General features: G+C 53.3%; 12 protein-coding genes. 10 read left to right on the top strand and 2 right to left on the bottom strand.

What is annotated here, in order from left to right; genetic code table 11:
• Positions 1–35 precede the first annotated feature (35 nt).
• A complete protein-coding gene (locus CFELI_RS08775) occupies positions 36–1,001 on the bottom strand; it encodes a hypothetical protein (protein ID WP_277104602.1) in 966 nt (321 codons plus the stop codon).
• 76 nt (positions 1,002–1,077) lie between these two features.
• Between CFELI_RS08775 and lspA the strand changes: the two genes are divergently transcribed.
• The 4 genes from lspA to CFELI_RS08755 all read left to right on the top strand — a co-directional run bounded on the left by lspA (position 1,078) and on the right by CFELI_RS08755 (position 3,561).
• Complete coding sequence (gene lspA, locus CFELI_RS08770; protein ID WP_277104603.1) at positions 1,078–1,623, top strand: signal peptidase II; 546 nt, start codon at positions 1,078–1,080, stop codon at positions 1,621–1,623.
• Positions 1,620–2,552 carry an RluA family pseudouridine synthase gene (locus tag CFELI_RS08765; RefSeq protein WP_277104604.1) on the top strand — a complete coding sequence of 311 codons (933 nt, stop codon included), beginning with the start codon at positions 1,620–1,622 and terminating at the stop codon, positions 2,550–2,552. The genes lspA and CFELI_RS08765 overlap by 4 nt, the downstream gene beginning before the upstream one ends.
• A gap of 85 nt (positions 2,553–2,637) precedes the next feature.
• On the top strand, positions 2,638–2,838 hold the full coding sequence (locus CFELI_RS08760) for a YgaP family membrane protein (RefSeq protein ID WP_277104605.1): 201 nt from the start codon (positions 2,638–2,640) through the stop codon (positions 2,836–2,838).
• Between the two features lie 159 nt (positions 2,839–2,997).
• Positions 2,998–3,561, top strand: a complete 564-nt coding sequence (locus CFELI_RS08755; RefSeq protein WP_277104606.1) for a hypothetical protein — start codon at positions 2,998–3,000, stop codon at positions 3,559–3,561.
• A gap of 26 nt (positions 3,562–3,587) precedes the next feature.
• On the opposite strand, the gene rarD is transcribed toward CFELI_RS08755, so the two are convergent.
• Complete coding sequence (rarD, locus tag CFELI_RS08750) at positions 3,588–4,463, bottom strand: EamA family transporter RarD (RefSeq protein WP_277104607.1); 876 nt, start codon at positions 4,461–4,463, stop codon at positions 3,588–3,590.
• A gap of 295 nt (positions 4,464–4,758) precedes the next feature.
• On the opposite strand from rarD, the gene CFELI_RS08745 reads away from it, so the two are divergent.
• The 6 genes from CFELI_RS08745 (at position 4,759) to dnaE (ending at position 13,319) form a co-directional block, all read left to right on the top strand.
• Positions 4,759–5,394, top strand: a complete 636-nt coding sequence (locus CFELI_RS08745) for a hypothetical protein (RefSeq protein ID WP_277104608.1) — start codon at positions 4,759–4,761, stop codon at positions 5,392–5,394.
• A gap of 153 nt (positions 5,395–5,547) precedes the next feature.
• Positions 5,548–6,183 (top strand): DUF3558 domain-containing protein, encoded by a 636-nt coding sequence (locus tag CFELI_RS08740; RefSeq protein WP_277104609.1) that lies wholly within the window; start codon positions 5,548–5,550, stop codon positions 6,181–6,183.
• Positions 6,184–6,335: 152 nt separating this feature from the next.
• Complete coding sequence (locus CFELI_RS08735; protein ID WP_277104610.1) at positions 6,336–6,971, top strand: hypothetical protein; 636 nt, start codon at positions 6,336–6,338, stop codon at positions 6,969–6,971.
• 145 nt (positions 6,972–7,116) lie between these two features.
• Positions 7,117–7,749, top strand: coding sequence for a hypothetical protein (locus CFELI_RS08730; protein WP_277104611.1), 633 nt, complete (start codon positions 7,117–7,119; stop codon positions 7,747–7,749).
• A complete protein-coding gene (locus CFELI_RS08725; RefSeq protein ID WP_290258971.1) occupies positions 7,746–9,500 on the top strand; it encodes a hypothetical protein in 1,755 nt (584 codons plus the stop codon). Before CFELI_RS08730 ends, CFELI_RS08725 begins: the two co-directional genes overlap by 4 nt.
• Positions 9,501–9,755: 255 nt before the next feature.
• Positions 9,756–13,319, top strand: a complete 3,564-nt coding sequence (dnaE, locus tag CFELI_RS08720; protein ID WP_277103198.1) for a DNA polymerase III subunit alpha — start codon at positions 9,756–9,758, stop codon at positions 13,317–13,319.
• Positions 13,320–13,343 lie beyond the last annotated feature (24 nt).

Genomic DNA, 13,343 nt, shown 5'->3' with positions numbered 1-13,343 from the left:
CATGCCCGATGCTGCAAGGGGTTTTCGGTGAGGGACTAGCGGAATTCCACGGTGAGGGTGGATTCTTGAACAACATCCACCTCAGAGCTCTCTTCGCCGTACACCACCTGAGTGCTGGTGGCAATCTTGCCGGAAACCGGCAGCGGGGACCCAAGATCCACTTTCAGTTCGCCCTCGGTCGCTGATTCGGTATGCACCACCTTCAGCTGCTTCCCATCAGCATCCAGTGCGCCCAGCGAGGGGCGCTGTGCCACATCCACACCCAACACAACGCTCGTGCTGTCGGCGTCGAAAGATTTCAGGGTGTAAGTAACGGTTTGAAGATAGGTTTGGGCAGCTGCCTGCACCCGCGATTCTACTGTCCACGACGCACCGACACCCACAGCAGCCTCAGGGAAGACCACAGGAAGGCCAGTGAGGGTGAGTAGGTGCTGTTCCACCAACGCCCGCGCATTGTCGGTGGCTTGGGTGGGGGCGGTGAAGTTCACGGAAGAAATCTCACCAGTATCAGAAGCGAACCAACCAAAACCGAAGCCGCGGGCAGTGGCAAGATCCTCATTCAGGCTTTCTTTAGTGGGGGTGACAAATTCTGGGGTGTTGAGCTGAACAAACACACTTCGCGTTGAGGTGGAATTCTCCGCCTTCTTCGTCACCACGGTGGCGGTACTGTGCAGCACCCGCGGTTCAACTGCTTCCGCCTTGAGCGGTGCTGGTGTGTGGCCGGAATCTTTTCTGCGCAGTTCCTGGCTAAACCCGTCGCCGATGAGCACCTCGACGGTGCGGCGATTGTCGATGTCTGCGAATCGAAGAGGAGTTTTCGCCCCTGTGCCTTCATTGATCACGGTGACACGAGGCTGGGCGATTTCTATACCCACCGCTTCCTCAACGGGCACCTGCGGGCTGGAATCATAGTTGCTGCAGCCCGAAAGTCCCAGCATAAGGCTCAAAGTGACGATGGGGATTAGTATGTGGCGGCGTCGAAAAGCGTGCGTGTGTGGCATGTTTTTCTACCTTACCTGCCTGAAGAAAACGGGGCGAGGTGGCGCAAAGGGGTGTTTCTTTGAAAAGATAGGGGACGTGACTGTAACAGACAGGAGAATTACACGAAGATTTGTCCCATTGATGGTGGCTGTCATCGCCGTGGTCGGAATCATCGACCAAGCAACGAAGGCACTCATGCTGAATCTGCTTCAAGACGGCAACATTATTTATGTGATCGGCGACTGGTTCCGCTTCCGGCTTTTGTTTAACCCGGGCGCGGCTTTTTCGATGGGGGAAAACGCAACCTGGCTGTTTACATGCTTCCAGATCGCTTTCTTAAGTGGAGTTTTAATTTATTCGCCGAAGGTGCGGGATCGTTTCACCGCGCTGTCGTTGGCGTTGATCGGTGGCGGGGCATTAGGCAACTTAATTGATAGGTTGTTCCGTGCTCCCGAGTTTTTCATCGGACACGTTGTCGATTTTATTTCTGTGGGCAATTTCGCTGTTTTCAATATTGCGGATGCGGCGATTACTACGGGTGTGGCGCTTTTTATTGTCAGTATGGTGGTTGAGGATTTGCTGCAGCGTCGTGCGCAGGCGAAGGCTGATATCACTGCGGTTTCGCCAGGGGGTGAGAAATGAGGCAGTCGCGGACATTGCCGGTCCCAGAGGGGTTGGCAGGTATGCGGGTGGATGCGGCAGTGTCGAAGCTGTTGGGTATTTCGCGCACGCTTGCAGCAGAGTTGGTTGCTGATGGGGATGTTACTGTCGACGGCCATGTTGTGGGCAAATCTGACAAGCTTGTCGACGGCGCGCTTCTCGACGTCGTCTTGCCCGAGCCGAAAAAGCCACCGATGCCGAAAGAAGAGCTCGTCGAAGGGCTCGACATCCTTTATTCTGACGAAGACGTTATCGCAGTAAACAAGCCTGTAGGTGTGGCAGCGCACCCCACTGTTGGGTGGGAAGGCCCTACTGTTGTCGGCGGGTTGGCGGCAGCTGGGTTTAGGATTTCCACCTCAGGCCCGCCGGAGCGTAAAGGTATTGTCCAGCGCCTGGATGTGGGCACCTCGGGTGTGATGGTGGTTGCGGCTTCTGAGCGCGGCTATTCTGTGCTTAAACGCGCTTTTAAGGAGCGTACGGTGTCTAAGACGTATCACGCCTTGGTGCAAGGGCACATGGATCCACTTCAGGGAACTATTGAGGCCCCTATTGGGCGGCATCCTTCTTCGGGGTGGAAGTTTGCAGTAACCAGTGAAGGCAAGCATGCCGTGACGCATTACGAAACCCTTGAGGCTTTCGCCGAGGCGTCATTGTTAAAGATTCACTTGGAAACTGGGCGTACTCACCAGATTCGTGTGCATACGTCGGCAATGAATCACCCGTGTTGTGGTGACCCAATGTATGGTTCCGATCCGGTGTTAGCTAAGCGTTTGGGTTTGACACGGCAGTGGCTTCATGCGGTGACTCTTGGTTTCCAGCACCCTGCGGATGGGCGTTGGATGGAGATCACCTCCCCGTATCCGCCTGACCTTCAGCACGCTTTGGATGTGCTTCGGCACGGTAATTGTTAAAAGGATGAGCTCGAAAGGGTGTGATGGAGCAGATTCGCAGCCTTTGAGGGGTTTTTCATGGTGAAAACAGCTACCATGTGCAAGTATGAAGACCAATGAAGGAACCATCGATCGCGTTGTGCGCATCGTTATTGCTGTTATCGCCGCCTATTTTGCTTATACCAACCAAGGTGCGTTGGCGATTGTTTTGTGGGTGGTAGCCGCCATTATGGCTATCACCGCAGTAGTCGGATTCTGCCCGCTGTACCGTATCTTTGGGGTGTCCACCTGTAAGCTCAAGCACTGATAAAGTCCACCTCCTCACATTCCCCCCTGCGCCCGATTAATCCACGGACAAGCTGTGGGGGGGAGTGGGATGTGGCTGTGCCACGAGACTATTGAATGCACTAGCGTAGGTCCGCATTATCTGGGGGAAGTGTTGCCCGAAGGGCTACACTAAACACCCATGGATAGTGTGGACCGTTGGCGTTACGGAATCAGTATTACCTCGCTCGTGATTATTTTCAGCGCGGTGGTGTACATGGGGGATAAGGATTACGTAGCCAAACCCATGGGCATAGGTTCCGATACTCTCGGCCCCGATAGCGATGAGACTTTTTCTGAGTACCACCAGCGTGCGGTGAGCACCGTCGCGACAGCGCTGGAAGAGCATCCGCATGACCACGCATATGGGTTGGTGTGTTTTAACCAGCAGCTCAGTGCCCCGGACGCGGCTGCCACAGTGGCGAAACTTCAGCGTATCAATGGGCTACAAATCGGCGGTTACCCCATCGTTGGCATTCCAGCCCCCGTCAACATTGGTCTGGCGCAGCACTTTGTGCAGCAAGCTGAACTCAAACAGCTCGACTCCAACGATATTCGTTGCGTTGTCGCCCACGATGAACCCACACAGTTTTCTGCACTCCAGTCCGATCCGCGGGTCGCCAGCATCGAGGTGCTCCCGCCGGATGCTGCGTGGGGAAGATTCAGCGTGAAGCCTGTGCTCGGCGCACATCACGACGCACCGTGAGCACGGCGTCGATACGCTAAAAATTTTTAGCGCGCCGTTTTTTCTTCCACGCCCCGCTGGCGATGATGACGCAACACATCCCACATGTACAGCGCCACTGCCACCCAAATAATGGTGAACCCAACCCAGCGCACCGGCTCAATCACCTCATCGACCACGTACACAGCCCACAGCATCTGCATCGTCGGCGTCATATACTGCAACATTCCCACCGTGGACAGCGGGATCAGGCGCGCACCCATGCCGAACAGCAACAACGGCACCGCAGTGACCACACCCGTAGCCACCAGCAGCAGCGCATTGCCCGTGCCCGCATGCCCAAACGTTGCCTCCCCAGTCCACTCTAAAAACACCAGGTAACCCAGCGCAAAAGGTATGAGCAACACAGTTTCAGCAGTCAGGGACACAGTTGCCGGCAGCTCCACCTTCTTCTTAATCAGCCCATAAAAACCAAAACTTAAGGCCAAACCCAACGCCATAATCGGCGGCTGACCCGCAAACACCGTCAGCACCACAACCGCCACCACCGCAAGCAGCACACTTACCGACTGTGTAAGGCGCATCCGTTCACCTAAAAATGCAATGCCCAACACCACGTTGACCAGCGGGTTAATGAAATAGCCGAGCGCCGCATCAGCAACGTGCCCCGAATTTACAGCAATCACGTAAATCAACCAATTAAGCGCAATGAGCACGCTTGCCAGCCCCAACCGCGCCCAGGTGCGCGCGGATAAACCTCTGAGCGCCGACCAGCTTTTCGACGCCGTGACAACGCCGACCATCAACACACCCGTCCACACAATGCGATGCGCAATAATCTCTGTTGGTGCGGCAGGCGCAAGCAACGGGAAAAAGGCGGGGAACAAACCCCATAACATATAAGCCAGCACCGCATAGATCATGATTGAACATTCTAGCTTCTAGCAGCACGTTTCGCGCATCTAAGAAATTTCTAGCCAAACTGCATAACCCGATTAAAGGGAAAGTGGGGGAGTAAGTAAAACAACAAAATCTCAAGTATTCACCTCTTCGCAGGTGGGCAGCCGAGTGTACAAGCCGATAGTTTCACCACCGTGAGTGCCACACACAAACCATTAGACACTCTCAAAAATAGAAGGGGAAACACACACGCCCAGTGTGAAGTCTTTATATATTGGGGCACAGAACTACCCACAGCACAACCCCACGGGAGGTTTAATGCGCACACGTATTTTCACAGCACTCGCCACCTGTTGCGCCGTGATACTTTCTGGCTGCGCGTCACCACAGGACACCCAATCTGCACACAGCACGACTACTGAAGAAACCTATCCCTTTGAAACGTGGGAGTCACCACCCAAACCCACCATGATCCCCCTGCCACCAGACAGGGAATACGTTGAGGCCTTCGACAAGTTTGACCCCAACAACACCCTGTACGATCTGTGCGACACCTTCAGCCCAGAAGAACTCGCAGACATCGGACTCGAAAAAGCAACTGTAACGAGTAGGGACTCGTCTCCGATGATTGATTGTGGAATGAGCGAGGTTCACACAACCGACGGTATTCACGGGGTGTTTAGTGTATCAACTCATTTTGCGCGCTATTCCTGGATGCGTGATCACGGGTTGATTATTGACGCGACATTCCCCGGCATTGATGAGCGCATCTACTTCAGCAACCTACCTCAAGAAGATGATGACAAATACTGTGATGCTGCTATCAGCACGAAACATGGGCGAATCAGTATCGCTTTTTCACACACTGGTAAAGCCACACCAACGAAGGATGAGTTGTGTTGGAAGGCTTATGAAACCCTTGAAAAACTACGCACCAAAGGCAACTTCACCTAAACACCCCAACCAACAACCACCACCATTTACCCCCGCATAGGGGAGGATAGTGTGGGTGGGAAAAAATTTTGGGAACGCAGACCCTGATTTTCCAGTCTTTATATATAGGGCACAAAACCCTAGGCCAACACATGTGTTTTAAGAGAGGACTTTATGCGTACACGTATTCTCACAGCACTCGTTGCTTGTGGTGTGGCGGTATCTGGCTGCGCACCACCACAGGACACCACCGAGGCTGCACACAGCACGACTACGGAAGAAACCTATCCCTTTGAAACGTGGGAGTCGCCACCCAAACCCAGCATGATCCCCCTGCCACCAGACAGGGAATATGTTGAGGCATTCGACAAGTTTGACCCCAACAACACACTCTACGATCTGTGCGACACACTCACCTCAGAAGAACTCGCAGAGATCGGACTAGAGAAAATTTCTATGACAAGGAAAGACTCATCTCCCTTCATCGATTGCGGCATGAGCGAAGTCCATACAACCGACGGCATCCATGGCTCTTTTAATGTGACTACTCATTTTGCGCGCTATTCCTGGATGCGTGATCACGGGTTGATTATTGACGCGACATTCCCCGGCATTGATGAGCGCATCTACTTCAGCAACCTGCCACAAGGAGATAAAAAAATCCATTGCGATGCTGCCATCAGCACTCCCCATGGGCGTATCAGCATCACCTTCGGGCACACAGGTAGAGCCACACCAACGAAGGATCAGTTGTGTTGGAAGGCGTATGAAGCACTTGAAAAACTACGTACCAAAGGCAACTTTACCTAAAACCCCAACCAGCCACCAACCACCACCTTTTACCCCCGCATAGGGGTGGAGAGTGTGGGAGGGAAAAGATTTGGGAACGCACAGCCTGATTTTCCAGTCTTTATATATAAGGGAACAAAACCCTACGCCAACACACATCTTTGGGAGGATTAATGCGCACACGTATTCTCACAGCACTCGTTGCTTGTTGTGGTGTGGCGGTATCTGGCTGCGCACCACCACAGGACACCGGGGCTGCCCACACCACTACTACAGAAGAAACCTATCCTTTTGAAACCTGGGAGTCACCACCCAAACCCAGCATGATCCCCCTGCCACCAGACAGGGAATATGTTGAGGCCTTCGACAAGTTTGACCCCAACAACACACTGTACGATCTGTGCGACACACTCACCCCAGAAGAACTCGCAGACATCGGACTAGAGAAAATCACCTCAACAATTAGAGAATCTAAACCTCTAATTGATTGTGGCATGCGCGAAGTCCATACAACCGACGGCATCCATGGGGCATTTAATGTGACTACTCATTTTGCTCAGTATTCATGGCTTCGCGATCACGGGTTGATTATTGATGCGACGTTCCCCGGTATTGATGAACGCATCTACTTCAGCAATGTTCCTCCTTTTGACACAACGGATCATTGTGATGCTGCTATCAGTACGCCCCATGGGCGCATCACGATCACTTTTTCACACACTGGTAAAGCCACACCAACGAAGGATGAGTTGTGTTGGAAGGCTTATGAAACCCTTGAAAAACTACGTACCAAAGGTAACTTCATCTAAAACCCTCAGCACCAACCACAAGCACCCCCAAATGAGGGTGCGCTTTCTGGGTGGGAAAAAATTTTGGGAACGCAAAGAACCTTTTCCCAGTCTTTATATATAAGGGCACAAAACCCTAGGCCAACACACATCTTTGGGAGGATTAATGCGGACACGTATTCTCACAGCACTCGTTGTCTGTGGTGTGGCGGTATCTGGCTGCGCACCACCACAGGACACCCAATCCGCGCACAGCACGACTACAGAAGAAACCTATCCCTTTGAAACCTGGGAATCGCCACCCAAACCCACCATGATCCCCTTGCCATCGGACAGGGACTACGTTGAAGCTTTTGACCAACATGATCGTACTCAACAACTGTACGAAATTTGCGATTCGCTATCACCTGAAGATCTAAACGCGATTGGGTTGGAAAAAACCGGCGAAACCAGAAGGGGGTCTAACCCAATTATCGATTGCGGAATTCGCGAATTACGTCCTAATGATGGGATTCATGGGGTTTTTAATTTCACCGCCGATTTTGTTCTTTTCGATTATTTACACAGTTTAGGGCTAATCATTAATGCGACTTTCACAGGCATTGATGAGCGAATCTTCTTCAGTCACCTGCCACAAGGAGACGAAGGGGATCACTGTGATGCGGCCATCAGCACACCGCATGGGCGAATCAGCGTCACCTTTACTCATACAGGTAAAGCCACACCAACGAAGGATGAGTTGTGTTGGAAGGCTTATGAAACTCTTGAAAAACTACGTACCAAAGGAGGATTCCAATGACCCTTTTCATGGATAAACAACAAATCATCGACAGCGTTCACACCCTTGAACAACTTAGCAACGACGCAAAAGTGGCGTCGCAGTATTCCCTCAAAGGTAATCTGCAGGGTTTTTCTTCGGTGAGTGGTTTAGACCAACTCGGGGAACAACACGGTCGGGTTCTTCATGGTGGGGCTGGTAGTGCTCACGCAATGTTGAAGGCGTTTGAACGTCAAGTGAAATGGTTGGAAGAAAACCTCTATGCCAACTACTACTCACTTTCAGGCATGAACCGGTTTGCCACCGATGAGTTCGACCGCATCCTGGAAGAAACCGGAGTCCCAATGTTTCCCAGGGTCTATTTCCCTACCCGCCCTGACCTAGGATTCGAAGGATTCAACTTCCCACCACCAGTAGTCCATCAAGCAGCAAGCTTAGAACAACTTGCTTCAGCTCTTGCTTCCACCAACAACGCAGCAGCGATAGAAGCAGCAGATATTTGGGGGAGTTTGGCACGTGATGCCACTGCGATCAGCGACCGGTTAAACAGCGTGGCCAGTGAACTGATCGCAGCAAACAAAGGCACCCCCTTTGAAAAAGCAAACACCGCTATTACTACCATGGCGCAATCAGGCATGAACTTTGCTCAGAATGCAGCACTGATGGCACAATCTACCACCGCGCTATCAGCAATCGCACCAGGGTTTGCCCCGCAGGTGACAGCAGCAGTTGCTAAAGTCAACGCACTCCGCGCCACCCAAGGAGGCATCGTTGTTGCCCAACAAGCAGAACAACTTTTCCTCCAAGGCTTCCGTACAGCCCTTGCAACCGCAGCAACCGCAGCAATGCCTGTAACACGCCACCTGATGGAACCTGCACCCGCAGGCGCAGGCGGGGGAAGCACAAACGAAGCAACCAGCACAATCTCCACCACCAACTGGGTACAGAATACCCAACAAGCAGCTAGAGAGCTTGACCTTGAACCCCACGAACTCGCCGAACGGGTGTTAGATCAGGTAGCAACCCAGCAATCCGCGCTAGGGCTGGACCCTACAACTATTAACCCACTTAATGCCCACCAACACCCAACCACACACAGCGGTGTTGGTAGCGGTACTACTTGGGGTGCAGGTGCAGGTGCAGGCTATGGTGGTGGTTCTTATGCTGGTGGCACAGCACAGTCACACATTACCGGTGGAAACACGCAGCATAATAGGGTGTCGCATACGATGCCGCACCAATCTGGTAGCAACCATGTTGGAGGAACCAACACCACCACCGGCACCGGTGGTGGCAGAGGCACAGGTACAGGTGCAGGTGGGTATGGTGCTGGTGTTGGTGGTTCTCATCGCCCGGGTGGCTCGCACACTGGTAGGGGACACAACCCAACCGGCTCTGGCGTCGGTTCCGGTTCGGGTTCGGGCTCTGGTTCGGGTGGTGGGTCCCATCGGGGTCACAGCCCCTACAACAATGGACAAGGCACAGGAAACAATTCCAATACTGGTGCTGGTACTGGTGGTGCTGGTGGTCGTGGATCAACGATGGCAGGCGGGGCACCCATGGGCGGTGCTGGTGCCGGTGCTGGTGGTGGGCAGCAGGCGAATAATCGCAAGCGTACAACCAACCGGACACGACGCACAGCGGTTAAAGGAGTACTCCAACAAGCAGAACGGGATAAAAACCTCCTCGACCTTCTAGGCGAAGCACCCAAAGTAGTCCCCCGCGTCATCGGCGCAGACGTATTCAAACCCCGCCACGAACGCGACAAATAACAACACAAAACGCCCCAGTTTTCCGTATAAGAAAACAGGGGCGTTTTTGGTGAAAAACTCACAACAGTTCCACCCAACAACTGCTGACATAGTCATGACGTCGGCAAGCAGCTTAAGCCCAGTACGCCCAAGCAAAAAGTCCCCAATTCTGTCAAAGAAAGTAAAGCTCGTGCACTCTTGGAGTCTGCACAACGCAGCAAAGCCATCTCAACTGGGCTAATGCAGGCATACACAAAACGCACTAGAATCACGCCCATGGCCAAAAAATCATCCTTCGTCCACCTGCACAATCACACCGAATACTCAATGCTCGATGGCATGGCGAAGGTTGACCTGCTGGCACAAGAAGTCAAACGCCTCGGCATGCCCGCCGTAGGCATGACCGACCACGGCAACATGTTCGGCTCCGACGCCTTCTATCATTCGATCACCAAAGCCGGCATCAAACCAATCATCGGCATCGAAGCCTACCTAGCACCAGGCAGCCGATTCGACATGAAACGCCAACGCTGGGGCGAAGAACACCAGAAATCCGACGACGTTTCCGCATCAGGCGCATACCTACACCAAACCATGATCGCCGAAACAGCCGAAGGGCTTCACAACCTGTTCTACCTATCCTCCATGGCCTCCTATGAAGGACAACTGGGCAAATGGCCCCGAATGGACGCCGAACTGATCGCCGAACACGCCACCGGCATCATCGCCACCACCGGATGCCCCTCCGGTGACGTGCAAACCCGATTACGCCTAGGCCAATTCGACAAAGCCCTTGAAGCCGCAGCCATGTGGCAAGACATCTACGGCCGCGACAACTACTTCCTCGAACTAATGGATCACGGCCTCGACATCGAAAATCGAGTGCGCAGCGAACTGCTGGAAATCGGCCGCAAACTCAACCTGCCACCACTAGTGACCAATGACTGCCACTACGTACTGGAATCGCAAGCCCATGCACACGAAGTGATGCTGTGCGTGCAAACCGGTAAAACCATGCAAGATCCGGACCGATTCAAATTCGACGGCACTGGCTACTACGTGAAAAGCGCAGAAGAAATGCGCGAACTATGGGACCACATGGTTCCTGATGCCTGCGACAACACCTTATGGATTGCCGAACGCGTCCAAGACTATTCCTCAGTATGGGAGCCCCACACACACGACCGCATGCCCATTGCAGACGTGCCCGAAGGACATACCCCCACATCGTGGTTACGCCACGAAGTGATGGCAGGTTTGCAAGAGCGTTTCCCCGGCAAGGAAGTTCCGCGCGAGTACATTGAGCGCGCCGAATTTGAAATCAACGTGATCGATATGAAGGGCTACCCTTCCTACTTCCTCATTGTCGCCGAACTGATCAAACATGCCCGCAGCATCGGCATTCGTGTGGGACCTGGTCGTGGTTCGGCCGCAGGCGCACTGGTGGCCTATGCGCTGACCATCACCAACATTGATCCCATCGTGCATGGTCTGCTGTTCGAGAGATTCCTCAACCCGGAACGTCCCTCGGCACCCGATATCGATATCGACTTCGACGACCGTCGCCGCGGCGAAATGATCAAGTACGCCACGGACCGTTGGGGTGAAGACAAGATTGCCCAGGTGATCACCTTCGGAACGGTGAAAACAAAACAGGCGATTAAAGACGCCGCCCGCGCACTCTATGGACAACCGGGCTACCAGATTGCCGACCGCATCACGAAAGTCCTACCGCCACCAATCATGGCGAAAGACATCCCGCTGGCGGGAATCATGGACCCTGAACACCCGCGCTACACCGAGGCAGGGGAGGTTCGTCAACTCATTGAAGTCGACCCTGACGTCAAGCGCATCTACGAAACCGCGCGAGGCCTCGAAGGCGTCGTCCGACAGGCTGGCGTACATGCGTGTGCGGTCATTATGGCCTCAGTCCCACTCCTGGATTGCATCCCAATGTGGAAGAGACCCGCTGACGGTGCCCTGATTACAGGCTGGCCGTATCCTGCCTGTGAAGCCATTGGTCTGCTCAAGATGGACTTCCTTGGTCTGCGTAACTTGACAGTTATTGGCGACGCATTGGAAAACATCAAACTCAACCGCAATGAAGATATCGACCTAGAAACACTCGACACCGACAACCCAGCAGTGTATGAGTTGCTGTCACGCGGTGACACTCTAGGCGTGTTCCAGCTGGACTCCGGCGGCATGCAGGAACTGCTCAAGCGCATGCAGCCAACCGGCTTTAACGACATCGTGGCATCCCTAGCGCTCTATCGACCAGGTCCGATGGGCGTGGGCGCGCACCTAGATTATGCCGACCGCAAAAACGGACGCAAACCAATTACGCCGATCCACCCTGAACTGGCGGACGCATTGAAAGACATCCTGGATGAAACCTATGGTCTGATCGTGTATCAGGAGCAGATCATGGAGATTTCTCGTAAGCTCGCCAACTACACTGCTGGTGAAGCAGACGGTTTCCGTAAAGCAATGGGTAAGAAGAAACCTGAGGTGTTGGCGGCAGAATACGAGAAATTCTTTGCCGGATGTTCCGCGAACGGTTTCTCCAAGGACGCAGTGGATGCACTGTGGGGTGTTATCGAGCCGTTCGCAGCGTACGCGTTTAACAAGTCGCACGCTGCAGGCTACGGGCTGGTGTCGTACTGGACTGCGTATTTGAAGGCAAACTACGCAGCCGAATACATGGCCGCATTGCTCACCTCGGTTGCCGATAAGAAAGACAAGATGGCGATTTACCTCGCGGACTGTCGCCACCAAGGTATTTCGGTGCTGTCGCCAGATGTGAACGAGTCGCGCTTTAACTTCATGCCAGTGGGTACAGATAATATCCGCTTTGGTTTGGGCGCGGTACGAAACGTGGGTGAAGATGTCGTTGCATCGATTGTGAAAGAACGCAAAGCCAAAGGCTTATATTCAGATTTCTCCGACTATCTGGACAAGATTGAGCTGACCGCCTGCAATAAGCGTGTGACAGAATCGCTGATCAAAGCGGGTGCCTTCGACTCGATGGGTCATTCCCGAAAGGGATTGATGATGATCTTCGAGGACGCAGTCGATGCGGCTATTGGCCCGAAGAAAGCGATGGACAAAGGCCAGTTCGACCTGTTTTCAGCCTTCGGCGATGCTCCCGAGGAAGTAACAAATGCCTTTAGCATCCAAGTGCCGGATGATGCCTGGGACAAAAAGCACCAATTAGCGCTAGAGCGCGAAATGCTGGGCTTGTACGTGTCTGGCCACCCGCTGGATGGTTTCGAAGAGGCGTTGGAAGCCCAAGTGAATACGCCACTGTCGTTGATCGCCTCGGGTGAAGTATCACATGGGCAGGAAGTTGAAATAGGCGGCATTATTTCGTCTGTGGATCGCCGCATGTCGAAAAAGGATGGTTCACCGTGGGCGATTGTCACGATTGAGGATCATCACGGCGTTCAGGTTGAGCTGTTGGTGTTCAACAAGATCTATGCGATTGTGGGTCCGCAGATTGTTGAGGACAACATTGTGTTGGTCAAAGCGCATGTAACGATTCGCGACGAACGCATTGGTGTGTTCTGTGATGATCTGAAGATTCCTGAACTCGGCCCCGGCAACGGCGCAGGGTTACCCTTGCGATTGACGATGCGCACCGAGCAGTGCACGATGGACAATATTGCCCGGTTGAAGAGTGTGCTCGTAGCCAACGCGGGTGATTCAGATGTGTACTTGAATTTGGTCGATGGCGATGAGTCACATGTAATGATTCTGGGCGATCATCTGCGCGTGAAGCGTACAGCTAGTTTGATGGGTGATTTGAAGGCAACCTTAGGACCCGGCATTTTGGGTTAGAGTTTACAAAAAGCGCCCGCTGTT

It is taken from the genome of Corynebacterium felinum (assembly GCF_030408755.1).
GTDB lineage: Bacteria > Actinomycetota > Actinomycetes > Mycobacteriales > Mycobacteriaceae > Corynebacterium > Corynebacterium felinum.
The sequence above is the reverse complement of the archived record's forward strand: the minus strand, read 5'-3'. Positions and strand labels throughout refer to the sequence as shown.

Coding starts and splice junctions, on each gene's coding strand:
- CFELI_RS08775 (WP_277104602.1), bottom strand. CDS start 1,001: ATGCCACACACGCACGCTTTTCGACGCCGCCACATACTAATCCCCATC.
- CFELI_RS08765 (WP_277104604.1), top strand. CDS start 1,620: ATGAGGCAGTCGCGGACATTGCCGGTCCCAGAGGGGTTGGCAGGTATG.
- CFELI_RS08760 (WP_277104605.1), top strand. CDS start 2,638: ATGAAGACCAATGAAGGAACCATCGATCGCGTTGTGCGCATCGTTATT.
- CFELI_RS08755 (WP_277104606.1), top strand. CDS start 2,998: ATGGATAGTGTGGACCGTTGGCGTTACGGAATCAGTATTACCTCGCTC.
- rarD (WP_277104607.1), bottom strand. CDS start 4,463: ATGATCTATGCGGTGCTGGCTTATATGTTATGGGGTTTGTTCCCCGCC.
- CFELI_RS08745 (WP_277104608.1), top strand. CDS start 4,759: ATGCGCACACGTATTTTCACAGCACTCGCCACCTGTTGCGCCGTGATA.
- CFELI_RS08740 (WP_277104609.1), top strand. CDS start 5,548: ATGCGTACACGTATTCTCACAGCACTCGTTGCTTGTGGTGTGGCGGTA.
- CFELI_RS08735 (WP_277104610.1), top strand. CDS start 6,336: ATGCGCACACGTATTCTCACAGCACTCGTTGCTTGTTGTGGTGTGGCG.
- CFELI_RS08730 (WP_277104611.1), top strand. CDS start 7,117: ATGCGGACACGTATTCTCACAGCACTCGTTGTCTGTGGTGTGGCGGTA.
- CFELI_RS08725 (WP_290258971.1), top strand. CDS start 7,746: ATGACCCTTTTCATGGATAAACAACAAATCATCGACAGCGTTCACACC.
- dnaE (WP_277103198.1), top strand. CDS start 9,756: ATGGCCAAAAAATCATCCTTCGTCCACCTGCACAATCACACCGAATAC.